24 protein-coding genes are annotated in these 23,790 nt (G+C 70.8%); 16 read left to right on the top strand and 8 right to left on the bottom strand.

What is annotated here, in order from left to right:
• Nucleotides 1–20: 20 nt before the first annotated feature.
• Entirely contained in the window at nt 21–1,277 is a 1,257-nt protein-coding gene (locus OG494_RS41765; RefSeq protein WP_328459181.1) for an MFS transporter, read from the bottom strand.
• A 137-nt stretch (nt 1,278–1,414) separates the two neighbouring features.
• Nucleotides 1,415–1,846, bottom strand: coding sequence for a MarR family winged helix-turn-helix transcriptional regulator (locus OG494_RS41760; RefSeq protein WP_247058446.1), 432 nt, complete (start codon nt 1,844–1,846; stop codon nt 1,415–1,417).
• A 106-nt stretch (nt 1,847–1,952) separates the two neighbouring features.
• Between OG494_RS41760 and OG494_RS41755 the strand changes: the two genes are divergently transcribed.
• On the top strand, nt 1,953–2,525 hold the full coding sequence (locus tag OG494_RS41755; protein ID WP_328448319.1) for a hypothetical protein: 573 nt from the start codon (nt 1,953–1,955) through the stop codon (nt 2,523–2,525).
• On the opposite strand, the gene OG494_RS41750 is transcribed toward OG494_RS41755, so the two are convergent.
• Nucleotides 2,526–4,019, bottom strand: a complete 1,494-nt coding sequence (locus OG494_RS41750; protein WP_326951682.1) for an NCS2 family permease — start codon at nt 4,017–4,019, stop codon at nt 2,526–2,528.
• 82 nt (nt 4,020–4,101) lie between these two features.
• Here OG494_RS41750 and OG494_RS41745 point away from each other — a divergent pair, with 82 nt between their 5' ends.
• Entirely contained in the window at nt 4,102–4,329 is a 228-nt protein-coding gene (locus OG494_RS41745) for a DUF2530 domain-containing protein (RefSeq protein ID WP_328459180.1), read from the top strand.
• A 12-nt stretch (nt 4,330–4,341) separates the two neighbouring features.
• Here OG494_RS41745 and OG494_RS41740 read toward each other — a convergent pair whose 3' ends face one another.
• Nucleotides 4,342–7,161: a sacsin N-terminal ATP-binding-like domain-containing protein gene (locus tag OG494_RS41740; RefSeq protein ID WP_328448317.1), complete on the bottom strand. Its 2,820-nt coding sequence runs from the start codon at nt 7,159–7,161 to the stop codon at nt 4,342–4,344.
• Nucleotides 7,158–9,293 (bottom strand): DUF3027 domain-containing protein, encoded by a 2,136-nt coding sequence (locus OG494_RS41735; RefSeq protein ID WP_328448315.1) that lies wholly within the window; start codon nt 9,291–9,293, stop codon nt 7,158–7,160. The genes OG494_RS41740 and OG494_RS41735 overlap by 4 nt, the downstream gene beginning before the upstream one ends.
• 51 nt (nt 9,294–9,344) lie before the next feature.
• On the opposite strand from OG494_RS41735, the gene OG494_RS41730 reads away from it, so the two are divergent.
• The 3 genes from OG494_RS41730 to OG494_RS41720 are packed head-to-tail and all read left to right on the top strand — an operon-like array spanning nt 9,345 to nt 12,632.
• A complete protein-coding gene (locus OG494_RS41730; RefSeq protein ID WP_328448314.1) occupies nt 9,345–10,115 on the top strand; it encodes a glutaminyl-peptide cyclotransferase in 771 nt (256 codons plus the stop codon).
• A 50-nt stretch (nt 10,116–10,165) separates the two neighbouring features.
• Nucleotides 10,166–12,148, top strand: coding sequence for an MFS transporter (locus OG494_RS41725; RefSeq protein WP_328448312.1), 1,983 nt, complete (start codon nt 10,166–10,168; stop codon nt 12,146–12,148).
• A gap of 10 nt (nt 12,149–12,158) precedes the next feature.
• Nucleotides 12,159–12,632 (top strand): DUF2771 family protein, encoded by a 474-nt coding sequence (locus tag OG494_RS41720; RefSeq protein ID WP_328448310.1) that lies wholly within the window; start codon nt 12,159–12,161, stop codon nt 12,630–12,632.
• Nucleotides 12,633–12,636: 4 nt separating this feature from the next.
• Here the strand turns inward: OG494_RS41720 and OG494_RS41715 are convergent, their stop codons facing one another.
• Entirely contained in the window at nt 12,637–13,026 is a 390-nt protein-coding gene (locus OG494_RS41715; protein ID WP_323325665.1) for a cold-shock protein, read from the bottom strand.
• A 132-nt stretch (nt 13,027–13,158) separates the two neighbouring features.
• Here OG494_RS41715 and OG494_RS41710 point away from each other — a divergent pair, with 132 nt between their 5' ends.
• Nucleotides 13,159–13,395: a hypothetical protein gene (locus OG494_RS41710; RefSeq protein ID WP_328448308.1), complete on the top strand. Its 237-nt coding sequence runs from the start codon at nt 13,159–13,161 to the stop codon at nt 13,393–13,395.
• Between the two features lie 55 nt (nt 13,396–13,450).
• Here the strand turns inward: OG494_RS41710 and OG494_RS41705 are convergent, their stop codons facing one another.
• The gene (locus OG494_RS41705) at nt 13,451–14,074 is read right to left on the bottom strand and encodes an HAD family hydrolase (protein WP_328448306.1); all 624 of its coding nucleotides are present in this window, start codon (nt 14,072–14,074) and stop codon (nt 13,451–13,453) included.
• Nucleotides 14,075–14,168: 94 nt separating this feature from the next.
• Here OG494_RS41705 and OG494_RS41700 point away from each other — a divergent pair, with 94 nt between their 5' ends.
• Both OG494_RS41700 and OG494_RS41695 read left to right on the top strand, forming a co-directional pair.
• Nucleotides 14,169–14,768, top strand: a complete 600-nt coding sequence (locus OG494_RS41700; RefSeq protein ID WP_328448304.1) for a TetR/AcrR family transcriptional regulator — start codon at nt 14,169–14,171, stop codon at nt 14,766–14,768.
• Nucleotides 14,765–15,733 carry a R2-like ligand-binding oxidase gene (locus OG494_RS41695; protein ID WP_328448302.1) on the top strand — a complete coding sequence of 323 codons (969 nt, stop codon included), beginning with the start codon at nt 14,765–14,767 and terminating at the stop codon, nt 15,731–15,733. The genes OG494_RS41700 and OG494_RS41695 overlap by 4 nt, the downstream gene beginning before the upstream one ends.
• A 156-nt stretch (nt 15,734–15,889) precedes the next feature.
• Here the strand turns inward: OG494_RS41695 and OG494_RS41690 are convergent, their stop codons facing one another.
• Nucleotides 15,890–17,548 carry an AMP-binding protein gene (locus tag OG494_RS41690; RefSeq protein WP_328448300.1) on the bottom strand — a complete coding sequence of 553 codons (1,659 nt, stop codon included), beginning with the start codon at nt 17,546–17,548 and terminating at the stop codon, nt 15,890–15,892.
• A gap of 261 nt (nt 17,549–17,809) precedes the next feature.
• Between OG494_RS41690 and OG494_RS41685 the strand changes: the two genes are divergently transcribed.
• From OG494_RS41685 to OG494_RS41650, 8 genes are all read left to right on the top strand, one after another.
• Nucleotides 17,810–19,432, top strand: a complete 1,623-nt coding sequence (locus tag OG494_RS41685; RefSeq protein WP_328448297.1) for an AAA family ATPase — start codon at nt 17,810–17,812, stop codon at nt 19,430–19,432.
• A gap of 8 nt (nt 19,433–19,440) precedes the next feature.
• Complete coding sequence (locus OG494_RS41680; RefSeq protein WP_328448295.1) at nt 19,441–19,644, top strand: DUF2997 domain-containing protein; 204 nt, start codon at nt 19,441–19,443, stop codon at nt 19,642–19,644.
• Nucleotides 19,632–20,207 carry a 4Fe-4S single cluster domain-containing protein gene (locus tag OG494_RS41675; protein WP_328448293.1) on the top strand — a complete coding sequence of 192 codons (576 nt, stop codon included), beginning with the start codon at nt 19,632–19,634 and terminating at the stop codon, nt 20,205–20,207. Before OG494_RS41680 ends, OG494_RS41675 begins: the two co-directional genes overlap by 13 nt.
• On the top strand, nt 20,204–20,647 hold the full coding sequence (locus tag OG494_RS41670; RefSeq protein WP_328448291.1) for a hypothetical protein: 444 nt from the start codon (nt 20,204–20,206) through the stop codon (nt 20,645–20,647). The genes OG494_RS41675 and OG494_RS41670 overlap by 4 nt, the downstream gene beginning before the upstream one ends.
• A complete protein-coding gene (locus OG494_RS41665; RefSeq protein WP_328448289.1) occupies nt 20,644–21,912 on the top strand; it encodes a helix-hairpin-helix domain-containing protein in 1,269 nt (422 codons plus the stop codon). The genes OG494_RS41670 and OG494_RS41665 overlap by 4 nt, the downstream gene beginning before the upstream one ends.
• Nucleotides 21,913–21,945: 33 nt before the next feature.
• Complete coding sequence (locus OG494_RS41660) at nt 21,946–22,656, top strand: ESX secretion-associated protein EspG (protein ID WP_328448288.1); 711 nt, start codon at nt 21,946–21,948, stop codon at nt 22,654–22,656.
• Between the two features lie 72 nt (nt 22,657–22,728).
• On the top strand, nt 22,729–23,229 hold the full coding sequence (locus OG494_RS41655; RefSeq protein WP_328448287.1) for a hypothetical protein: 501 nt from the start codon (nt 22,729–22,731) through the stop codon (nt 23,227–23,229).
• Complete coding sequence (locus tag OG494_RS41650) at nt 23,226–23,789, top strand: DUF3558 family protein (RefSeq protein WP_328448286.1); 564 nt, start codon at nt 23,226–23,228, stop codon at nt 23,787–23,789. Before OG494_RS41655 ends, OG494_RS41650 begins: the two co-directional genes overlap by 4 nt.
• Nucleotide 23,790 lies beyond the last annotated feature (1 nt).

Raw genomic sequence — 23,790 nt, 5'->3', positions numbered from 1 at the left:
GGGCACGCGAGCCGACCGGGCTAGACCTTCGTCCGCTTCAGCACCCGCAGCCCGAACCCCCGCTGCACCGGCCAGGAAACCCCGCCCCGCCGGATCAGCACGATCGCGCAGACCACCGCGGCCAGCGCCGAGACCGCACCACCGATGTAGAAGGGAGACCGCCCGCCGAATGCCTGCGCCATCCAGCCGACCATCGGGCCGCCGATAGGGTTGCCGCCGATCAGGACCAGCACGTACAGGCCCATCACCCGGCCGCGCATCTCCGGGCTGACCGACGTCTGCACCAGCGCGTTCGCCGTGTTGAGGAACGTCATCGTGGCGAAGCCGAGCGGGATCAGGCCGAGGCCGAAGGTCAGGTAGTTCGGCATGAACGCCGTGATCAGCTCGAACACGCCGAGGAAGAGGGCCGAGATCAGCATCAGCCGCACCCGTGGCCGGCCCTTCGTGCCGCGGCGGGCGGACATGATCGCGCCGGTGAACGTGCCGACCGCGACCAGCGTCGAGAGCAACCCGTAGCCGTCGGCCGCGGTGTGGAAGACGTTGGCCGCGACGATCGGGAGCGAGCTGAAGTACGTGATGCCGAACGTGCTGACGAACAGCACCAGCACCATCACCGTCATCAGGTCCGATCGGCGGCGGACGTACCGCAGGCCCTCGGCCAGCTGGCCCTTCTCACGCGGCATCGCCGCGACGCGGAACAGCTTGTCCGGATTCATCAGGATCAGGCCGGTGATGACCGCGACCGTGCTGGCCGCGTTGGCGATGAACAGCCAGCCGGTGCCGATCCAGGTGATCGCGAACCCGGCGATCGCCGGGCCGACGATCCGGGCCATGTTGAAGATCGACGAGTTCAGCGCGACCGCGTTCGCGATCTGGTCCCGGCCGACCATCTCCGCGACGAACGACTGCCGCGTGGGCACTTCGAGCGCCGCCGTGATGCCGAGCGTGAAGCACAGGACGTAGACCTGCCACAGCGCCACGAGCCCGGTCAGGTCGAGCACGCCGAGCACGACGGCCTGGGAACACGCCGCGGCCTGGATCCAGGTCAGCAGCCGCCGCTTGTCGACGCGGTCGGCGAGGACGCCGGCCCAGAGCGAGAGGAACAGCGTCGGGGTGAACTGCAGCGCGACCGCGACGCCGAGGGCGATCGGGTTGTTGCCGCTGAGGGTGAACACCAGCCAGTCCTGGGCGATGCGCTGCATCCAGGTGCCGATGTTCGAGATGACCTGGCCGGTGAAGAACAGCCGGTAGTTGCGGACCCGCAAGGAGGCGAACATGCTGCCGCGGCGCTGGGCCACGGGCTCGGAAGAGGGTGCCGAAGACGGCGGTGACGCGGACGGCGGTGGTGCCGTTTCCCGGGTAGCAGTGGTCTCGACCTGTCGTTCTGTTTCGCTACCCGTGGTGGTCACCGTGGTTAGTTCCCCGCCATCCTGTCGATGATTTCGGCGGCTTTCGAGAGCACTTCACGCTCTTCGTCACCGAGATCGGCCAATTGCCTGTCCAGCCACGCCTCCCGCACGGAGATGGCCCGCTGAACGTAGGCCAGCCCGCTCTCGGACAACTCGACGATGGCCTGCCGGCCGTCGGTCGGGTGCGGCCGCCGCTCGACGAACTTCATCTCCTCGAGCGCGGCGATCACCCTCGTCATCGAGGGCGGCTGGACGCCTTCCTTCGCGGCGAGCTGACCCGGGGTCAGCGCACCGCACTTGTGCAAGGTGGACAGCGCGGCGACCTGCGTCAACGTCAGATCGTCCCCGACGCGCTGTGCCCGCAGCCGGCGGTTGAGCCGGACCACCGCGAGACGCAGACGGCTCGCCAAGGAGCGTTCGTGCGTGTCGCCGGACATATAGTTAGCATACCTTACGAAACTTCGTCCCTTCAGGTGATCTCCGTCAACCCGCAACCCCGGAGACGCTCACGCGTCCTTCCCGAGGGAGAAACCTGGGGGTCCGGTGAACAAGAAACTGGTGGGTTCGGCCGTGGTCGGCGCGGCGATCCTGGCCATCGTGGTGGCGCAGTTCTGGCGCGGCGAAGAGGCTCCGGCGGCCGCGCCGCCGCCACCCGCGCCGACGACCACCACGCTGCCGTACCAGGCGACCTTGGAGGCCTACAACTTCCCCGACGTCGCCGGCGGGCGCGGCTGGTCGATCCAGATCCCGGTCCCGTCGGGCTGGAGCGTGACCCACGAGAACGACCGCGCGAGCTACCGCAGCGGTCACCTCCTCCTGGAGACCGACAAGGTGCCGATCTCGCAAGAAGACGCGCTGAGCGGACTCCAAGCCATCGCCGCGAAGGCGCACCAGGACGGCTCGGTCGTCAAGCCCGTGCAGGCCGGCGACTTCGGGGACGCGGCGGAATGGGACTACACCTATCTCCGCGACGGCCGCGACCCCGAACGGGTCGCGATCATCGGGCTCGGCGCGGGCGACAGCCTCGTCACGATCCGCTACGAGGCACCGCCCGCCGAGTTCGACCCCAACCGCGGCGTGCTGGACGCCGCGATGAAGGTCAGCGCGCCGGGCTGATCAGCTGAACGCCGCCTGGATCGGGCCGACCGCAAAGTACGCGACGAACGCCACCGCGATCACCCACATCAGCGGGTGCACCTGGCGCGCCTTGCCGGTGGCCGCGCGGATCACGACGTAGCTGACGAAGCCCGCGCCGATGCCGTTCGCGATCGAGTACGTGAACGGCATGACGACGATGGTCAGGAACGCCGGCAGCGCGATCGCGTAGTCGGTGAAGTCGATGTCGCGCACCTGCGCCATCAGCATCGCGCCGACCACGACCAGCGCCGGCGCGGCCGCTTCGACCGGCACCACCTGGTAGAGCGGCGTCAGGAACATCGCGGCGATGAACAGCACGCCGGTGACGACGTTCGCCAGGCCCGTCCGGGCGCCTTCGGCGATGCCGGCCGCCGATTCGACGAACACCGTGTTCGAGCTGGCCGAACCGAACCCGCCGGCCGCGCCCGCGAGGCCCTCGACGAACAGCGCCTTGCCGACGTTCGGCAGCTGGCCGTCCTTCGTGATCAGCCCGGCTTCCTTGCCCAGGCCGGTCATGGTGCCCATGGCGTCGAAGAAGTCGGCCAGCACCAGCGTGAACACCAGCAGGCAGACCGTGATGATCGGCAGCCGCGTCCACGCGCCGAACGAGACGTCGCCGACGAGCGAGAGGTTCGGCAGGCCGAGCACCTGGTCCGGCAGCGCCGGGTAGCCGAGGTTCCAGCCCTTCGGGTTCGTGCCCTTCGACGGCCCGGCCTTGACGATCGCCTCGACCACGATGGCCAGCACCGTCGAGGACAGCACGCCGATCAGGATCGCGCCCTTGACCTTGCGCACCACCAGGATGCCGGTGATCAGCAGGCCGACGACGAACACCGCGGTCGGCCAGGACGCGATCGAGCCGTTGATGCCCAGGCCGACCGGGACGGTGGTGTGCGCGTCGTCCGGCAGCCGCCGGACGAACCCGGCGTCGACCAGGCCGATCAGGCAGATGAACACGCCGATGCCGACGGCGATCGCCGACTTCAGCGACGCCGGCACGGCCTTGAACACCGCCGTGCGGAAGCCGGTGAGCACGAGCGCGACGATGATGACGCCCTCGATGACGACCAGGCCCATCGCTTCGGGCCAGGTCATCTGCGGAGCGATGGTGACCGCGACCAGGCTGTTGATGCCCAGGCCGGTGGCGATGGCGAACGGGTAGTTCGCGACCAGGCCCATCAGGATCGTCATGACCCCGGCGACCAGCGCGGTGACGGCGGCGACCTGCGGCACGGGCAGGATCCCGCCGAGCAGGTCCTTGTGCGCGGCCGCGTCGTCCGGCGCGAAACTGCCGATGATCAGCGGGTTCAGCACCACGATGTAGGCCATCGTCACGAAGGTGACCAGGCCGCCGCGCAGTTCGCGCGGGACGGTCGACCCCCGCTCGGTGATCTTGAAGAACCGGTCCAGTGTGGACGTCCCGGTGCCGGCCGCCTCCGGCGTCCCGGTGGGGGTCGTCTCCTGCTCCGCCATTCGCCTGCCCATTCTCTCGCTGCTGCGGAGTACCCTGCACCTCGTGAGTGATCCGAGCAATCCACCGGAGGTTACGGGCTCGTTGCGGCACACGCCGGAGCTGCCCAAGAGGCTGACCGACCTGACGCCGGTGGTGATCGTAGGCACCGCGATCTGGACTGTCGCGCTGGTGGTGCTCTTCTTCACGACTTCGGGGCTGTGGGTGCAGACGGCGCTGGCCGGGTTCGTGCTCGGCTTCGTCGGGCTGGCGATCATCCTGTGGCAGCGCGCCGCCGCCCGCCGCGGCTCGAAGTCCGCGCAGCGGGTCTGAGTTCTCCGGCGCTTACGCCAGCAGCGTCCGCGGCGACGGGTCGTCGAGCAGCGCCGTGATGAGGTGCCGGTCCGGCCAGCGCCCGGTCGCCCAGGCGAACGCGCGGGCCAGGCCTTCCGACGTGTCGGCCGCGTGCAGCCGGCCGTCGGACCACCACTGGACGTCGTGCTCGGTGAGCTGGATCGACACGGTCAGCGGGTCGTGCACCAGCACGCCACCGTCCGGCAGCCGGATCCCGAGCTGCTCGGCGACGAGCTTGAGCGCGGGCAGCTCGGCCCACGGCGCGTACTCGCCCTCGCTGATGATCTCGGCGGGGGTGGTGCTCGCCGGCGGCAGGTCGAGCAGGTCCGCGAGGCGGTCCGGCTCTTCGGGCGCGACAACGTACTGATCCGGTTCGAGCGCCCCGGCGACCCACGGCACGTCCAGGACCAGCGCGTCTTCGACGACGGACCCGTCCGCGGCCCGGACGGCGTCCGGCGCGCCGGGATCGAACCCGGACTCGACGACGGCGTCGTAGGCACGCGTGGCCAGGCCGGCCGAGATCGTGCGGTCCGGGTCGCCGAGCCGGCGCAGGACGTCCGCCGCCTCGTCCACTGTGGACAGCGAGAGATCCTTACGTACTCCGGCGATCCGGAGCAGGTCGTCGGTCAGGCCGACGTCGGGGACCTCGTCGTAGAGCCCGGCGAGGTCGGCATCCGGCAGCCGCCACTCGTTCGGCGCCAGCCCGCCGAGCACGGCGTACTGCGCGATCCACCAGGCGGCGTGTCCACCGGGCGTGCGCAGGGCGTGCCACGTCTCGGGCCGCGCTGCGAGCAAACGCAGCGCCGCGGGCCAGGAATCGTCGGCGACGAGGTCGAGATCCCGGATGGCGAGGAGCGTCGACGGCGGCTCGGCGCGCGCGTCCCACCAGGCTTCTTCGTCCGGCAGGTCGTGGTCGGGTTCGTGCGGCTCGTCGTCGGTCACCAGCGCGAACGAATCGAGCACGCCGACGGCTTTCAGCGTCTCGGCCGGCCAGTCTTCGGCAAAGTCCTCGTCGAGGACGTCGAGTGTGCCGTCCTCCTCGAAGACCTCTTCGTCGAAGATGTCGATGAGCGGCGACGCCGGGAGCACGAGCTCGTCGGCGCGGCGCCAGGTGTCGGTGGCGGGCAACGCGAGCGCGCCGGTCCACTGTGGAGCATCGTCACCGCAGTCGGCGATCAGCCTGAGGACGGCACCGGCGAGCGTCGTCCCGTCCAGCCCGGACCGGACGTCCTCGACACTGCGTTCGACGGCGTCGCGCAGCTGATCGGCGTTGAGCAGCTCGCGCGCGTCGGCGTGCTTGGCGCCCAACCGTTCCAGCAACGGGTGCGATGCCGCGGGGTGCACCAGCCGCAGCCCCGGGATGTCCACATCGGACAGAAGATCGAGGAGTTCGGCCGAGCCGTCGACCAGCAGGCTGCCCCGCGCACCCGGCAACGTGCGGCCGTCGGAAAGCGGCACGGGCAGGCCGTCAAGCCGGGCCGCCGCGAGCGCGTGGGATTCGACGGCGATGTTCAGCGCCTGGTAGACGTCGTGCCACCAGGACGGCTCCCGGGTGGCGCCGGTAAGCGTTTCCAGCACCTCTTCGATGCTGATCACCTGCACAGAAACAGCCTTGAGCGCACTGGCAGGCGGCGCTTCGGCAAGCAGATCGGGAACGACGTCGGCCAGCAAGGCAGCCAGCCCTGACACGTCGACGTCGATCACGCGCGCCTGACGACCGGAGACCTCACGACCGTCCTGAGTGGACAACCACGGTTCGGTGGCCAGCTGCGCCAGCACGTCTTCCCGCAGTTGCGCGTCCACTGTGGACTTCGGAAAACCGGGCACGGGCACCAGCGCGAACCGGCGTTCCGGCGGCAGCAACCGGACCAGTCCGACGTACTCTTTCGCGGCCTTTTCGAGCGCCCGCTTGAGCTCTTCGCCGGGCAGCGCCCGCCGTCGCGACGGCTCCACCGGAACCGGCGCCAGCAGCCGGGCGGGCAACGAAAGCCCGTCGTCGGTGGGGGTGGGCGCGTGCAGGACGTCTTCTTCGAGCGGGATCGGAGTCCCCTGAGCGTCGACCGGGACGGCCCAGACGACGTCACCGCGATGAGTCAGCCAGCGGGTTTCCTTTTCCGGCCCACGAATCTCGACGACGTCCTGGTCAGCCGTGCGAGTCCACACACGACCGTCCACATCGACCTCACCCAGCCACGGCAGGGCGAGCAGAAGGTCACCGATGTCCTTGCCCAGCTCGTCGAGGAGGGCTTGCCCATCGACGTCGCTTCGCAACGGCAGGCGAACTTCGGTGTCGAACCCCGCCGGAACGGGGGTTTCGACGGGCCACGGCAGCCGCAGCACGGGAACGTCACCGTCGATCCCCGCGGCTTCACGGGTGCGCTCGGCGGAGAAGACCACACCACCGGTGTTGCTCAGAACCTGCGCCTCATCGGCAACAGTGCGGACAGCGGCAAACCCGACCCCGAACCGCCCGACGGTGTCCCCGGTCTTCCCCGACGCCCGCAGCGACGCAAGTGAGGCGACACCCCGAGCGTCAAGGGGTGCGCCGGTGTTGGCGAACCGGAGCTGTCCATCCACAAGAGACACCCGAACGCGCCCCGGCACACCGGCCGCCATAGCGGCGTCGGCGGCGTTCTGCGCGAGCTCGACGAAGAGCCGGTCCCGATAGGCCCCGACGCGGAGGTCCCGCTCGACGTTGGTGTCCTCGGTGAGCCGAGTGGGCGAGTCCCGCCAGGCGCGCAGGGTCGCGTCCCGAAGCCGCCCGGTACCAAAGGGATCGGTGACGGGCGGCTCAGCAGTCGAACCGCTCACCGCTCGCCGCGGTGATCGGTCTCGGTGACGTCGTGGTGCTTGGCTCCGGTTTCGGCGGCGCCGACCTGGTGCTGCGCGGCATCGGCTTCGGTGGCCGAGTGCTGCGCGGTCTCGGCTTCCCGCGCCGCGGTCCCGGTGGCGTCGGGCTGTGCGGCTCCGCTTTCCGTGGCGTCGGCTTCGTTGGCGTCGGCCTGGGTCGGCTCGGCGACAACAGCATCGGTCACGTCGGTCTGGGCAGGCTCAGCTTCAGCGCGTTCCGGAACCGCGCCGGCCTCGGACCCGTCTGCCCGCGACTCGGCGGTCTCGGTGACAACCGAATCGGTCAGCGCGGCTTCCGGCACCTCAGCCGGGGCAGGCTCGGCCACTACGGGCAACTCGGCGGCCGCAGCATCGTCGGCCTCGACCACCTGCGGCTCAGCCGCCGCTTCGGCCTGGACCGGCTCCGCGGAATCGCTCACCACGGTCTGCCCAGCCTCGGGCGCACCAGCCGGCAACTCGGCAACATCAACCCGGGCCGGCTCAGTCACCTCAGCCTCGGGCACGATCGGCTCGGCTGCCGCATCCTGCGGTTCGGCGACCACATCGGTCACCTCGACCCGCGTCGGCTCTTCAGCCGCCGGCGCATCGGCAACCATGGTGTCCGCTGCGGCGACCTCCGGCGAAACCGGTTCGGCAACCGCGGAGTTCGCAATCTCGGTCACCTGCGGCTCAACCGCCGCAGTCCGGTCCTCGGACGAAACCGCTTCGGGCTGCCCGGCAACCGCGGCATCCCCGGCCTTGGCCGCAACACCCTGCTCGGCCTCGGGCTTAGCAACCGCCCCTTCGGTCGGCTCCGACACCTCTGCCGCCGGCGACTCAGCCTCAGGCACAACGGCCTGCGGCTCGGCAACCGCATCGGTCACCTCGGACTGGGTCGGCTCCGACACCTCGGCCGCAGCGGCCTCCGCCCCCGTAGCCAGTGGTTCCACAGCCGCGGCCGACTCAGCGTCCGCCGCCGCCGACGGCTGCGCCACAGCTTCCGCCGCAATCGGCTCAGCCTCCGCAGCCTTGGTCTCCGCCGCCAGCCGCTCCGGCTCCGCGGCAGCCTCCGCGGCCACCACCGGCTCCTCGGCCTCCGCCGCAGCCACCCCGGCGTCCGCCGCAATCGGCTCCGCCGCGGCCGCTTCCACGACCTCCGGCTCAACCTCCGCCGGCGACAGGTCAGCCTCGGTCACCGCCGTCTCGGGCTCTGCGGCCGGGGACTCCACCACCTCCGTGGCCTCGACCACCGCGACCGCCTCGACCTCGGCCACCGTCGGGTCTGCCACCGTTCCCTCGGCTCGCTCCCCGTCCGCCGGGACGACCGGGGCGGCAGCAGCAGCCGGCTCGACCGCGGCGGGAGTGTCGAAGTCCAGCAAGGAGTCGTCGTAGACCAGCTCGGCCACCGGGATCGACGAGGTCACCTCGACCTCTACCTCGGAGTGCGCGCCGCAGCCGTACTCGACGTCCACCACGTGGCCGTCCGCTGGGGCGATGTCGTTCGTGCACGCTCCGAAGCCGCCGCGCAACGAACCGGCCAGCGGGACGAAGAAGCCGCATGTCCCGCACACGCCCGGCGCCGAGCGCGCCATGTCCGAGCGGGGGCCGAACTCGCCGCCGTGCCAGCGGGTCGCCGCGTCTTCGCGGCCGAAGCGGGACAGGACGTGGATGCGGCCCAAGCCCGTCTCGCGGGCGACCTCCTCCACCGCCGGGTCGTCCGACTGGAGGTACGCCGGGGCCAGGCGGGGGTCGCTGTCGTCCGTCGGGAAGATGTCGCCGACGCCGAGGTCACCCGCGCGGACGCGGCGTTCCCACGGCACCCACGCCGGCGCGATGCGCGCCTCGGGGCCCGGCACCAGGACGACCTCGCTGACCGTCACCGGCTCGTCGTCGCCCGCCAGCGCGACCGTCACGCACCAGCGCCAGCCGCGGTAGCCGGGCACCTGCGCCTCGAACAGGTGACTCGCCGAGACCGCGTCCTCCCGGCCGGCGCCGACGTGGGCACCGATCTGCTCCTCGGGCGCTTCCTCCAGCACCGCGGCACGCGCGAACTCCACCGCATCGGCGAGTTTGCGCTGCACGGAGCCGTCGTCCAGGGTCAGCAGCAGAGTCATGCGGCCAATTGTGCCGCACGCACCCGCGGCGCCCGTGCCAGGCTGTTCTACGTGCGCACGCCGATCCTCACCACACTGCTGCTGGCCGCCGCGCTCGGCGGCTGCGCGGGCACTCCCGCCACGCCGCCCGGCCCGGAACAACTCACGGTCCAGGTGGTCTCGACGCTGCCGCACGACCCCGCCGCGTTCACCGAAGGCCTCGAGTTCGCCGGCGACACGCTCTACGAAAGCACCGGCCTGGCCGGCAGCTCGCAGCTGACCGCGGGACCGGCCGGCGGGCCGCCCGCGGTCGAGGCCACGCTCCCGGCGCCTCTCTTCGGCGAAGGCGTCACCGTGCTCGGCCCGACGCTCTGGCAGCTCACCTGGCAAGACGGTTTCGCGATCGAACGCGACACCAAAACCCTCGCGGAGCTACGGCGCGTGCCGTTCCAAGGTGAGGGCTGGGGGCTGTGCCACCAGGACAGCGGCCGGCTGGTGATGAGCAACGGCTCGTCGTGGCTGACCTTCCGCGACCCGAAGACCTTCGCCGTGACCGGCAGTGTCGACGTCGGCCGCGATCAGCTCAACGAGCTGGAGTGCGTCGGCGGCGACGTCTACGCAAACGTTTGGCACGCCGGCACCATCCTGCGGATCGACGCCGCCACCGGACACGTCACCGCGACGATCGACGCAGGTCAGCTTCGTGCGCAGGCGAACGTGACCGACCCTGAAGCCGTGCTCAACGGGATCGCCGCCGTTCCCGGAACCGGTGGCGAATTCCTGCTGACCGGGAAGCAGTGGCAGGTCACGTTCCGGGTGAGGTTCGTCCCGGCTCCGGCGTGAAAGCACGGATGAGCAGGCGGAAGCGACCTTCGGTAAGGCAGGATTGGGACGTGGCACTCTTCGGCTCCCGCTCCGACTCCGACGGCTCACGCACCGGCCGGTCGGGTCAGCAGCGCGGCCGGAAGAGCAAGCGGCGCTGGACGCCGGAGCCGGGCGCGGCGCAGGCCCGCTCCTGGCGGGAGGCCGCGCCGACCCGGGTCGACCGCCCGGCCGCGCCCCCGGCGAACCCCACCCGGGTCGACCGCCCGGCCGCGCCCCCGCCCGTCGCCCCGCGCGCCGAACGTCCCGGCCCGCCGCCCCCCAGGCAGGACCCGCCGGGCAGCTACTACGACGACGTCCGGCCGCAGCCGCCGCGCGTCCCGAACGCGAACGAAGCCCCGACGGCCGCCGCGCCGACGGGGCACCGGCCCCCTCCGCCGCGCGGAGCCCGGCCCTATCCGCCGCCGCACGACCCGAACCGCACCGAGCAGGTCCGCCGCGAGCCACCCCCGCCGGGTGGCTTCTACCAGGGTGAACGCCGTCCCGGCAGCGGCGAGTACGAGCACTACGACACCGGTGGTTACGCCGGTGAGCCGCGTCCGCCCGAGCCCGAACCCGAGCCGCGCGAGGAACCGCGGACCCCGGGTGGCACGCCGAAGCTGCCGAAGAAGATCACGGTCACGCGGGTGGCGGCGATGCGCAGCCGGCAGCTGACCGGCCAGGCCGTCGGCGCGTTCCAACGCGCGACGAAGGCCGACGGCGCCGAAAAGTCCGGCCTGACCTCGCTGACCTACGCCGTGATGCTGAACTACGCCAGCGACGCGGCGATGGCGATCGCGCTGGCCAACACCCTGTTCTTCGCGGCGACCAGCGGCGAGAGCAAGGGCAAGGTGGCGCTCTACCTGCTCATCACGATCGCGCCGTTCGCGCTGGTCGCGCCGGTGATCGGGCCCGCGCTCGACAAGGTGCAGCGCGGCCGGCGCCTCGCGATGTGCGCGTCGTCGATCGGCCAGGGCCTGATGGCCGTCGTGATGGCGCTGCACTTCGACGACTGGCTGCTCTACCCGGCCGCGCTCGGGATGATGGTGCTCTCGAAGTCGTTCACGGTGCTCAAGGCCGCCGTGACACCGCGGGTGCTGCCGTCCGAGATCACGCTGTCCAAGACGAACGCCCGGCTGACGACGTTCGGCCTGATCGCCGCCGGCACGTTCGGCGCGCTGGCCAGCGGCATCAACGGGATCACCGGCGCCGCGGGCGCGCTGTGGTTCACCGCGCTGATCTGCGTCGCCGCGGCGGTGCAGTCGATGCGGATCCCGGCCTGGGTCGAGGCGACCGAAGGTGAAGTCCCGACCTCGCTGTCGGCGCACCCGACCGAGAAGAAGCGGCGTCAGCCGATGGGGCGCCACATCGTCGTCGCGCTGTGGGGCAACGGCTCGGTGCGTGTGCTCACCGGCTTCCTCATGATGTTCGCCGCGTTCGCGGTGAAGGCCCAGACCGAAGGCACCGGGCAGACGCCGTTCACGCAGCTGCTGCTGCTCGGCGTGATCGGCGCCGCGGCGGGCGCCGGCGGCTTCCTCGGCAACGCGCTGGGCTCGAGGCTCAGCTTCGGCAGCCCCGACCAGGTGATCGTCGGCTGTGTGGCGGGCTGCGTGCTGGCCGCACTGGTCGCGACCGTGCTGCCCGGCCTGGCGACGGCCGCGATCGTCGGCCTGGTCGGCGCGACGGCCAGCGCGCTGGCGAAGATCAGCCTCGACGCCGTGATCCAGGAAGACCTGCCCGAGGAGTCGCGCGCGTCGGCGTTCGGCCGCTCGGAGACCGTGCTGCAGCTGGCGTGGTGCCTCGGTGGCGGCGCCGGCCTGCTGCTGCCGCCGACGTACTGGATCGGCTTCCTCGTGATCACCGTCGTGCTGGCGGTCGGCTTGACCCAGACCTACCTGGTGCGCCGCGGCGGTTCGCTCCTGCCGGGCCTCGGCGGCGATCGTCCGCTGCGCCCCGAGCCGACCGGCAGCTTCCCGGCCCAGGGCCTGCCCGGGGACCCGAGGGCCCGCCGGTAGGCTCCGGCGCATGCGACGTTCCCGGGTGGTGGCCCTGCTTGCGGCCGGTGGGTTCGCGGTGGCCGGCTGCTCGGCGCCCGGCCCGGCCGAGGTCACCTTCTTCGCCGACGGCCACACCATCAACGCCACGCCGACGGTCACCTGCGACTACTCGCAGCCGGCCCAGAACGTGTGCCGCACGGTGCGCCCGCCGGAAACACTGCGAGTACGGCCGGGCAAGCCGGTGCAGGTTTCGGTACCCGGCGAGGTGGCGGACGCGCCGTGGCGCGTCATCGTCGAGTACGTCACCCCGCAGGGCGAGTTCAAGCAGCGCGACCCGGTGCTGATCACCTCGCTGGACCGCTACGCCTACACGGTCACCCCGCCGACGCCCGCCGACCGCGTCTCCGCGGTCGAGATCCAGGCGTACTCGGCCGTGGTGAACTCGGCCACCGGCTCGGACATCATGCCGAGCGACTTCTGGGGTCTCCGGCTCGACGGCTAGCGGTTTAGGGGTCGAGGTCCCGGGCCACCGCACGCATGATCTCGCCGATCTGCTTGGTGTTCTTCTTGTCCGGGTAGCGGTTGCGCCGCAGGTCCGGCTGCACCTTCAGCTCGATCAGCTTGATCATGTCCTCGATCAGGCCGTGCAGCTCCTCGGCCGGGCGACGGCGCGCCTCGGCGACGGACGGCGGCGGGTCGAGCAGCCGGACGGAGAGAGCCTGCGGGCCGCGGCGGCCGTCGGCGACGCCGAACTCGAGCCGTTGCCCGGCCTTGAGCCCCTCGACGCCCTGCGGCAGCGCGGCCTTGCGGATGTAGACGTCGGCGCCTCCGTCGTCCTGCGTGACGAAACCGAAGCCCTTCTCCACGTCGTACCACTTGACCTTGCCGGTCGGCACTTCCCTCACCAGTCCTTCTGCTGTCCGCTCACGACGAACGCGCCCGGTGGGCGTACCCAGGGCGCGCTCCTGGAAGCGTATCTCGCCACATGCCCTGGGGAGAAGTCGATACCTGCGGATACCCTTTGATCCATGAAGACCGCGACAAAGGAGGCCGCCGTGGCCGCCCCCGGTAAACCGTTCCTCATGCGGATCGGCATCGGCCTCTTCGGCCTCGGCATGCTCGCTGTGCTGGCGGTGTTCATCATGTTCGCCGCCGGTCTGGAGAACCTGCCGGTGTGGCTGTCGGCCGCCGCCGGGATCATCACGCCGCTGGGCCTGCTGTTCGGCCTGATCGCCCTGGTCCGCGAAGCGCGGGCCAAGAAGTAGCAGCGCAGCTCCGCTGCTCCGTTGAGGGCGGCGGCGGGGGCATGGATGGAGTAGTTCAGGGCACCACGCTCCCCGCGTAGGTCCGCTCGAACCACTCCGGGAACTCGGTCAGCGAGTCGAACACCACGTCCGCGCCCTCGCTCAGCAGCAGGGCGCGATCGCAGGGACCCGTTGTGACGCCGACCGCGACCGCCCGGGCGGCGAGCGCGCCGCGGACGTCGCCGGCGTGATCTCCGACATACACCCGCGCGTCGTGGGCCAGCAGCGCTTCGGCCTTCCGCGTCGACCACAGCTCGCCGACGACCTCGTCGACGTCGAGGCCGAGCGCGTCCACGTGCAGCTGCGCGTTGGGCCCGTACTTGCCGGTGACGACGAGCGTGCGCCCGCCCGCGGCCCGCACCGCCCGCAGCGACTCGACCGCGCCGGGCAGCGCGACCGTGCTCGGCACGACCATGTCCGGGTACAGCGCGCGAAACCGGTCGACGAGGCCGGGGATGCGTTCCTCGGGCGCCTCGAAGCCGCGCAGGATGTCGTCGAGCGGCGGGCCGAGGTTGGCCGCGAACGCGTCGCCGTCCAGCGGTAAGCCGGACTCGACGCCGAGCGCGGTCATCGCCGCGGCCATGCCCGGCCGCGCGTCGATCAGTGTCATGTCGAGGTCGAACCCCACGGTGATGCCCACACCTGCACCGTAGCTGCCACCACCGACAGATTTACACGCCGACTGATCATGTACAGCGTCTTGACAGCAGGGCGATCTGTGTCAAGGTGAAGGTGTGACCAGCTTCACTGACCGGACCAAGGCGTCCCTCCGCGAAGCGCTGCTCGACGCGGCCGGGGACCTGCTGCCGGACCGCGGCTACGCGGCGCTGCGGATGGCCGACGTCGCGGCGAAGGCCGGGGTGAGCAGGCAGACCGTCTACAACGAGTTCGGCAACAAGGCGGCGCTGGCCCAGGCGGTGGCGCTGCGCACCGCGGCGGAGTTCCTCGACGGGATCCGGCAGCGGTTCGAGACGGCGGACGGCCTGCTGGCCGGCATCCACTGCGCCGTCGTCTACACGATCGAGCACGCGCGGGAGAACCGCCTGGTCGCGGCGGCGCTCGGCACCGAAGCCGGCGAAGACCTGCTGCCCCTGCTGACCACCAAGGGCGAGCCGATCCTGTCCGCGGCCGCCGAGCTCGCGGCCGAGCACTACCGCGAACTCGAGCCGGGCCTGTCGGCCGAGTCCGCCGCCCTGCTCGCGGAGACCGTCGTGCGGCTTTCGCTGTCGCACCTCGTGCTCCCCACGCACACCGCGGCGGAGGCGGCCGACGCCGTCACCGCCGTCCTGGCCCCCGCCATCCGGCATTTCGTCCACAATGGAGTGACACGATGACCGACACGCTCGCCGAACTGCGGACCGGCTTCTCTTCGCTGCGCAAGGGCGGCCTGAACTGGGACTCGTTCCCGCTGCGGTTGTTCGTCAAGGGCAACAAGAAGTTCTGGAACCCGGCCGATATCGACTTCGGCCGCGAGCGCGAAGGCTGGGACACGCTCAACCCCGAGCAGAAACGCAGCACGACGTACCTGGTCGCGCAGTTCATCGCGGGCGAGGAAGCCGTCACCGAAGACATCCAGCCGTTCATGCGGGCGATGTCGGCGACCGGCCGGTTCGGCGACGAGATGTACCTGACGCAGTTCTGCTTCGAGGAAGCCAAGCACACGGAAGTGTTCCGGCGCTGGATGGACGCCGTCGGGCTGACCGAGGACCTGCACCCGTACGTCGCCGAGAACCCGCACTACCGCAAGCTGTTCTACGAAGAGCTGCCGCAGTCGTTGCGGGCGCTGGAGGACGATCCCAGCCCGCTCAACCAGATCCGGGCGAGCGTGACGTACAACCACGTCATCGAGGGCAGCCTCGCGCTGACCGGGTACTACTCGTGGCAGCTGATCTGCACCCAGCAGAACATCCTGCCGGGCATGCAGGAACTGGTCCGCCGCATCGGCGACGACGAGCGCCGGCACATGGCGTGGGGCACGTTCACCTGCCGCCGCCACGTCGCCGCGGACGACTCGCTGTGGGACGCCGTGCAGCAGCGGATGGGCGAGCTGCTTCCCCACGCGCTCAACATGATCCAGTGGGTGCAGGACCAGTTCGAGGAAGTGCCGTTCGACAACGACCCGGACGAGATCATCCAGTACGCGGCGGACCGCGCGCAGCGGCGTCTGGGCGCGATCGAGTCGGCGCGCGGGATGCCGGTGGAGCAGATCGACCTGGACTACTCGCCGGAACAGCTGGAGGACACGTTCGGCGAGGAGGACGAGAAGGCGATCGCGGAGGCGGCGGCCGCGGTTTCCTGACCCGCGTGTGCCGTGAGGGGCACCTTCAGGGCTTATCTGTCCCTGAGGGTGCCCCTCACGGCGTTTCAGCTCACCAGTCCCAGGCCAGGATGATCATCGCTCGGCCCTCCCTTCGCGGCACTTGCGAAGGGGTAACGCCCGAGCGCCCCGCGCGGTTTAGGCGTGCTTCGTCGCCGCAGCAGCCTCCAAGCCCAGCAGGGTGATCGACTTTTCGCGCATCTCCACCTTGCGGACCTTGCCCGTCACCGTCATCGGGAACTCCTCGACGACGTGGACGTACCGCGGGATCTTGTAGCGCGCGAGCTTCCCCTCGCAGAATTCACGCACCTTCGCCTCGGTCAACGGCGACGCGCCTTCGCGCATCTGCACCCACGCCATCAGCTCTTCGCCGTACTTCTCGTCCGGGACGCCGATGACCTGCGCGTCGAGGATGTCCGGGTGGGTGTAGAGGAACTCCTCGATTTCGCGCGGGTACAGGTTTTCGCCGCCGCGGATGACCATGTCCTTGATGCGGCCGGTGATGTTGACGTAGCCGTCGTCGTCCATGATCGCCAGGTCGCCGGTGTGCATCCAGCGGGCGGCGTCGATCGCCTCGGCCGTCTTGTCCGGCTGCTCCCAGTACCCGAGCATCACCGAATACCCGCGGGTGCACAGCTCGCCCGGCACGCCGCGCGGCACGGTCAGCCCGGTCTCCGGGTCGACGACCTTGCTCTCCAGGTGCGGCCCGACCCGGCCGACCGTCGAGACGCGGCGCTCGACCGAATCGTCCGAGCGGGTCTGCGTCGACACCGGGGACGTCTCGGTCATGCCGTAACAAATGGACACCTCGGCCATCCCCATCCGGTCGATGACCTGCTTCATCACCTCGACCGGGCACGGCGAACCGGCCATGATGCCGGTGCGCAGCGACGAGAGGTCGAAGCTCGCGAAGTCCGGGTGGTTCAGCTCGGCGATGAACATCGTCGGCACGCCGTAGAGCGAAGTGCACTGCTCGGCCGCGACGGCCTCCAGGGTCGCGCGAGGGTCGAACGCGGGCGCCGGGATGACCATGCACGCGCCGTGGCTGGTGCAGGCCAGGTTGCCCATCACCATGCCGAAGCAGTGGTAGAAGGGCACCGGGATGCAGACTTTGTCGGCTTCGGTGTAGTTGCACAGCTCGCCGACGAAGTAGCCGTTGTTGAGGATGTTGTGGTGCGACAGGGTCGCGCCCTTCGGGAAGCCGGTCGTGCCCGACGTGTACTGGATGTTGATCGGGTCGTCGGCCGAGAGCGCGGCCTGCAGCTCCCCCAGCTGTGCGGGCTCGCCCTGCCAGCCGGCGTCCATCAGCGTCTGCCAGCTCTCGCCGCCGAGCAGCACGACGTGCTCCAGCTGCGCGCACTTCCCCCGCACTTCCTCGACCATCGCGGGGTAGTCGGACGTCTTGAACTTGTCCGACGCCACCAGCAGCTTCACGCCGGCCTGGTTGAGCACGTACTCGAGCTCGTGCGAGCGGTACGACGGGTTGATGTTGACCAGGATCGCGCCGATCTTGGCCGTCGCGTACTGCAGGAACGTCCACTCGGCCCGGTTCGGCGACCAGATGCCGACGCGGTCGCCCTTGCCGATGCCCCGCGCGACCAGGCCCAGCGCCAGCGCGTTCACCTCCGCGGCCAGCTCGCGGTAGGTCCACCGGCGGCCGGCGAACCGGTCGACCAGGGCGTCCCGGTCGCCGAAGGCCGCCACCGTCCGGTCGAAGTTGTCGCCGATGGTGTCCCCGAGCAGCGGGACCTCGGAGATCCCCGAGGCGTAGCTCGGCAGGGCGGGCGCGTCAGGCATGGTGCCTCCTGAAGTCTGCGGTGACTGCGACCGCAGTCTAGGAAACCCCAGCTCAGTGCGCCAACGTCGGCGGCCGGCCTTCTACGCTCGCGGACACGAGCCCGACCTTCACGGCGTCCACCAATCGACATGGACCCTGCGCCCACCGACCTCGGCAGCACGTGGCTCGGCACGTGAGTCCACAGTAGACGGATTCGGCGGATGATCCGCCCCGGGCTCGGGCCGCTGGTAGCATCCGGACCCGAATCGAGGGGGCGATCGATGTCCGGCCAGGGGTTTCGCGACGAGCTGACCCAGTTGCTGCAGGCGCGCTATCCGCTGCTGGTCGTCGAAACGCACGAAGAGCAGCGGGTGGTGCGGGAGATCCGCGCGGTCGCGGAAGACGGCGCCCGGCTGCGCACGCCGCGGCGGGTGTACGTCTGGTCGTCGACCACCGGGCTGGCCCCGGCGGGTGGGCCGCCGATCGCCGACACGCGCACCGCGTCCGCCGCGCTGGAGCGCGTCTACGGCTGGGCGGAGCCCGCCGTGTTCGTCTTCGCCGACCTGCACCCGTCGCTGGTTTCCGAGGGCGGGCACCGGCCCGACCCCGAGGTCGTGCGGCGGCTGCGCGAGCTCGCGGCCGCGTTCAAGACCCGGCCGGTACCGCTGAGCCTGATCCTCGTGTCGCCGTCGCTGCCCGTGCCGCCCGAGCTGGAGCACGACGCCACCGTCGTCGAGTTCCCGCTGCCCGACCGGCAGCAGATCGGCGAGCTGCTGGACGGCATGGTCGCCGCGCACCGGCAGCACGTCCGGATCAGCATCGACCGGGACGACCGCGACATGATCGTCGCCGCCGCGCGCGGGCTGACGCTGCCGGAAGCCGAGAACGCGTTCGCCAGGGCGCTGGTCGAGGGCGGCGGGCTCGATCCCAGTGACCTCGAGCTGATCCTCGCCGAGAAACGCCAGGCCGTGCGCCGGTCCGGGATGCTCGACATCGTCCCGGCCGACACGGGCTTCGACGCCGTCGGCGGCCTGGACCGGCTCAAGCGCTGGCTGACCAAGCGCACCGGCACCTGGACACCCGCCGCGTCCGCCTACAACCTGGCCGCACCGAAGGGGCTGCTGCTGTCCGGCGTCCCCGGCTGCGGCAAGAGCCTGTCCGCGGTGTGCGTCGCGAACATGTGGCGGCTGCCGCTGCTGCGCCTCGACCTGGGCCGCGTCTTCGCCGGGCTGGTCGGCTCCAGCGAGAAGAACATGCGCACGGTCATCCGCACCGCCGAGGGCATCGCGCCCTGCGTGCTGTGGGTCGACGAGATCGAGAAGGGCCTCGCCGGCGCGGGCGGCGGCGGTGACGGCGGCACCGCGCGGCGCGTGTTCGGCACGTTCCTGTCCTGGATGCAGGAGAAGACGGCGCCGGTGTTCGTGATGGCGACGGCGAACCAGGTCGACTCGCTGCCGCCGGAGTTCCTCCGCAAGGGCCGGTTCGACGAGATCTTCTTCGTCGACCTGCCCTCGACGCCGGAGCGCACCGCGATCTGGCGGATCCACCTGAACAAGCGCGTCACCGACGACTTCGTGCGCAGCGAGCTGAAGGTGGACGACGCGCTGTACGCCGAGCTCGCCGACGTCAGCGCGGGGTACAGCGGCGCGGAGATCGAGCAGGCCGTGCTGTCGGGGCTCGTCGACGCGTTCGCCGAGAAGCGGCCGCTGCGCCGCGACGACCTGGTGCGGGCGGTGAAGTCGACGGTGCCGCTGTCGGTCACCCAGGCCGACGAGATCCTGGCCATCCGGCAGTGGGCGGAGACCCGCGCGGTCGCCGCCACGGACAACGACGCCGCTCCTGTCGCGCCCGTCGCCGCGCCGCCACGACCGGAGTCACCGAGGGGAAGGGCGATCGACGTATGACTCACCGCGTGACCGTGACCATCGGCAAGGACGGCTCGATCAGCGCCGAAACCCACGGCGTGACCGGCTCGAAGTGCCTCGACTACATCCCGCTGCTGGAGGACCTGCTCGGCGCGGAGACGGAGACGTCGGAGTTCACCGAGGACTACCGGCGCACGTCGGCGCAGGCGGAAAACCCGGCTTCGCAGCAGCAGACGTCATGGAACTCCTGAACCTGCACCGGATCGTCGACGTCACCGCCGCGGAGGGTCCCGGCCTGCGGTGCGCGGTGTGGACCCAGGGCTGCTCGGTCCGCTGCCCCGGCTGTTTCAACCCGCAGACGTGGACGACCCGCGGCGGCACGCTGCTCCCCTGGCAGGACCTGGCCGAACGGGTCCTGGCGATCGAGGGCGTCGAAGGCGTCACGCTGCTCGGCGGTGAGCCGTTCGACCAGCCGGAACCCTTGGGCGCGTTCGCTTCCGCGGTGCGCGCGGCGGGGCTTTCGGTGATGACGTTCACCGGGCGCGTCTTGGAAGACCTGCCACCGTCGAAACTGCTCGAGGCGACGGATCTGCTGGTGGACGGGCCTTTTCTGGCTGACCGACCGGAGCCGTCCCGGCCGTGGGTCGGCTCGGTGAACCAGCGGTTCCACTTCCTGACCGACCGCTACGACGAGTCGATCTTCGCCACCCCGAACCGGCTCGAACTGCGGATCGCCACCGACGGATCGGTGGAGCTGAACGGGTTCGCCACCACCGAAGTACTCGAAGCGCTGCTCGAAGGGGATCACCGATGAGCGTCACGCTCAAGCTGCGCAGCGAAGCGCTGGCCCAGCTGAACGCCGCCACCATCGCCGCGCACGCGCAGGCGCAGCCCGGCGTCGTCGTCGTGCGGACCCGGATGCGGCACCGCGACCTGCTGGCCCGTGCGCTGTCCGGGCTGCGCGCCCAGGTCACCGACGACAGGAACGCCGTCGCCGGGGCGTGGGAGGGGCGGCGGATCACGTTCGTCTACGGCCCGGACGGCGTCCAGCTGGCACACGTCGACGGCCCGGGCCTGACACCCGCCGAGGCCGAGCGTCTCGTGTTGTCCGTCGACGAGGCGTACGGCGCCGAAGTGCAGCGCGCGGTGCTCACGCGGCTGAAGGAGCGCGCGGCGCGGTCGGGCATGCGCGTCGAGTCGGAGCGGACCAACGCCGACCAGTCGATCAGCGTCACCCTGGCCGCCACGTCGTGACCGAGATCAGGGTCGGGCTGATCGAGTTCGGCAAGGCGCTCAACGCCAGCGTCACCCTGCCCGGCCTGGGCGAGCTGCCGGGCGGCCAGGTGAGCGCGGGCCGCGCGGTCCGCGGCGCCCGCGCGCGGCTGAAGCGGGCCGACCGGATCCTCGCGGACAACCTGCGCCTCGGGATCATGGTGCGGAAGAAGTTCTTCTCCAGCGACGTCGAGCCGGTGACCGACGCGGGGTTCCTGAAGGACGTCTTCGTCGCCGTCGGGCGCACCGACCTCGGCCCCGGCGACGCGCTGGAGCTCTACACCGACGACACGATCGGGCCGGACACGAGCCGGCACGACGGCGTCGCCGCGGTGCTCGCGCCGGCGTACGACCAGCTGACCGGCTTCCACGTGCAGGTGCGCTCGGAGCGTGGCGTGCTGCGTTTCGGCGCGTTGACCGGGCTGTTCCGCGGTGGGCGTCCGGTCGGCCGGCCGATGCGGGTGCTGGGCCTGTTCGGCCCGGCCGGGCCGCTCCCGGAGCTACCCGCCGGACAGCCGGGGACGGTGCTGCTCGGCTTCCAGTGCGACGTCCCGCCGATGGCCGGCGACGCGCTGACCGCGTACGACGAGCCGTCTGCTGACTTCCTGGAACGCCGGGAGGGCACGGCGCACGTCCACGGCGTCAGCGACCTGGGCGACGGCTCGGTCGTGGCCGCGGTCGAGGTGCCGGACGGGCGGACGAACAACCTGCTGACGGTCGGCAGGCGGGCCCGGCTGCTGCGCCCGGTGGGCACGACGTTCAACGAGCGCAGCACGGTCGTCGCGACCGACCTGCGGATCCTGTCGGTGGCGAGGGACGGCATCGCGATGCGGACGGCGGCCGGGACGGGTGTGTTCACCCTCGGCCTGGCGACGCGTGAAGTGCAGCAGAACGACATCGTCGAGACGTACGTCCCGGTCGACGCGCCGGCTTTGGCGCCGCCACCGGCGCCGGTTTTGGCGCCGCCGGCGGTTTCCCCGGTTTCGGCTCCGCTGCCGGTTGTCCCGGTCGACGTCAACGCGGCCGCCGGACTGGAGCTGGCGCGCTTGCCGGGGATGACCCCGGAACGGGTGAACCAGGCGCTGGAGCTGCGCCGGCGTCAGGGCGGTTTCGCGGACGTCGAGGCGTTCGGCGTGGCGGTGGGGCTGCAGCCGCACGAGATAGTCCGGCTGCGGGGACAAGCGACGGCGGGCCGGGTGGCCGGCGTCGCCCAGCGCGAGACGGGCGTGCGGCAGCTGGACATCTGAGCGCCCGGTGCCGGTTCCGCTACGCTCGGCACCGTGCCGGAGGAATTCGCCCTGGGGCTGAACGAGGTCGACGTCGCGGTCCGGCGAACCGGTCTCCCGGCGAACTGGCACCCGTTCGAGATCCGCAGCGCGGGCCACACCCTCGAGGAAAACGCCCGGCTGGCGGCGGCTTCGTGGGATTCGCTGCGCGCTCGCGGCCTGGCGGGGCCGGACAAGCTGGACATCGAGGTCGAGCAGACGCTGAGGTCGTGGACCCAGCCGGAGATCCTGATCATCGTCCGAGCAGCAGAAATAGCCGACGGCCGCCAGGTCCTGTACCGAGCGACGATCGGCCACGGCCTGGGCGTCTTTTCGGAACTCGTGGGCGAAGAGATCCTGTTCGCCCAGACCCGTCCGGATCGCCTGGTCGACATGGTCGTCGGCATGCTGCCGGCCTACCCGCCGGTCCCCCTGGCGGAGCTGACGTTCGTCCGCGGCCCGGCTCTCGCCCGCCGGGACGAAGAGGCCGCGGCCGAGTTCTCGTCCTGGCCGTTGCACCGGTACGGCACCGTCGAGCTGTCGGCCCGCCACGGCCAAGGCGCCCTTCACCCGATCGGGGCAGCCACCTTCGTCGACAACGACGGCGGCCGCTTCCTGATGTTCAGCGAGCCCCTCCCCGGCGGCGAGGATCGCCTGCGGTTCATCCCTTCGGATGGTTCTCACCTGCGCAGCTGGCTCCACGAGGGGCGTGGCGCGAGCCACTGACACCGGCCCTTCGTCACTAGTACAGTGCAGAGGGACCACGCTGGGTGGTCCCAGGACGACGGGGAGGGCGTCATGGGCGGTTCGCAGTTCGGCGCACCGGGCACGTTCACACCCCCACCCGCGGCGGCCGGTGACGCCGGTTCGAACTTCCTCTCGAACCTGGGAGCGGCGCCGCTGGATTCCGAGACCGCGAAGCAGGTCAACGCGGGCGGCAGCCACTTGAAGGAACTCGCCACCAACGGCCAGTTCGCCGTGAACGAAGAGGGCTTCCAGGCCTACCTGAAAGCCTGCGACTTCTTCCTCGACGGCTACGACAAGATGCTTCGGGACGTGGAGATCCTCGCCGACGCCGCGCGCATGGGGGGCAGCACCTACGCGCAGGCAGTCGCCCGGTTCAACGTGACCGCGGTCAACGGCGACCCACAGTCGTTGATCCCCAACCTCCTCCTCATGCGGAGCGGGGTCGAAGACGCGCGCGAAGCGATGGTGATCGCGCGGAAGAACTACCGCGAAACCGAGAGCGCTCACGCCGTGACGTTCACCGAGCTGAACAAGAATCTGCAGGGTCAGTGATCTCTCAACGCATTCCGGCCGTTCTGGCCGCCGTCGCCGGCACGGCGTTGGTCCTGGCCGCGTGCACCAGCCAGGTCGGCGGTCAGGCGAACCCCAGTTCAGCCGCCGGCAGCACATCTGCGCCCGACACCACCGCACCGTCCGGCGATTCCTTCGCCTCGCTGAAACCGTGTTCGCTCCTCGACCAAGGCCTCAGCGGTCAAGGGTTCCCGGCAGCGGTGCCGACCGTCGCCGACGCGAAGGAAAGCTGCGCCGCCAACAAGCCGACCGCCGGCGACGTGCGCGCGGTGGATGTCGCACTCTCGTTGCAACCCGGCCGGGGCTACAAGAACAACATCAGCAATCCGAGCCAGGCCAGTGACGGAACGGTCAACGGCCGTGCGGCGGTCGAAGTGCGCGAACCACAGCAGTCGCCCGGGCAGTGCGGCGTGTGGCTGGACGTGAAGCCCGACTCTCGCGCCTTCGTGCTGGTGACCTCGGGATCGGACACGGCCAACGCCTGCAAGCTCGTCGAAGGATTCGCGGAGAAGATCGAACCCCTGCTGCCGAAGACCAACTGAG

This window comes from Amycolatopsis sp. NBC_00438 (genome assembly GCF_036026695.1).
Lineage (GTDB): Bacteria > Actinomycetota > Actinomycetes > Mycobacteriales > Pseudonocardiaceae > Amycolatopsis.
Note: the sequence above shows the minus strand (reverse complement) of the source record. Positions and strands in the feature narration are given on the sequence as shown.